This is a genomic window from Pseudomonas huaxiensis (assembly GCF_003231275.1).
GTDB classification, from domain to species: Bacteria; Pseudomonadota; Gammaproteobacteria; order Pseudomonadales; family Pseudomonadaceae; genus Aquipseudomonas; species Aquipseudomonas huaxiensis.
This window is the reverse complement of the sequence record NZ_QKVL01000188.1, coordinates 1-389: the sequence shown is the minus strand read 5'-3', so window position 1 is coordinate 389 and position 389 is coordinate 1. Positions and strand designations below refer to the sequence as shown.

General features: G+C 50.1%; 1 pseudogene. It reads left to right on the top strand.

What is annotated here, in order from left to right:
• Positions 1-41: 41 nt before the first annotated feature.
• Positions 42-389, top strand: a pseudogene (locus DM374_RS34005) (DUF6708 domain-containing protein); the annotation flags it as partial.

Genomic DNA, 389 nt, shown 5'->3' with positions numbered 1-389 from the left:
GAGTGGCCTGCCGATATGGATCTGGAGTCGAGGACCGCGCCATGAGCAGAATGAAAGGACCTACGCTCATACCACCATGTCCCGGCTGGAAGGAAGACCTGCCCGGCCCCTACGAATTACCAGTCGTTACCCCGGACTTAGGCTTTGATACGCCCAATCATCAGGACGAAGTTCTACTGGAACTACCTCGTGCTTCCGCACTTATAAGAGGCGTGGTGATTTGGTTTTCGCCGATTATGACTGCCTTGCTGATAGCGCTCTTGTGGATTGTCATATCAATTGGAACATCTCTAAACCTTGAGCTTCTGATAATGGTTGGCCTCGGTTTACTGATAACAGTCTGGTCGCTTTTTTTCTGCATTAAAGTTGATGTAACTCCTCCCCGAGAC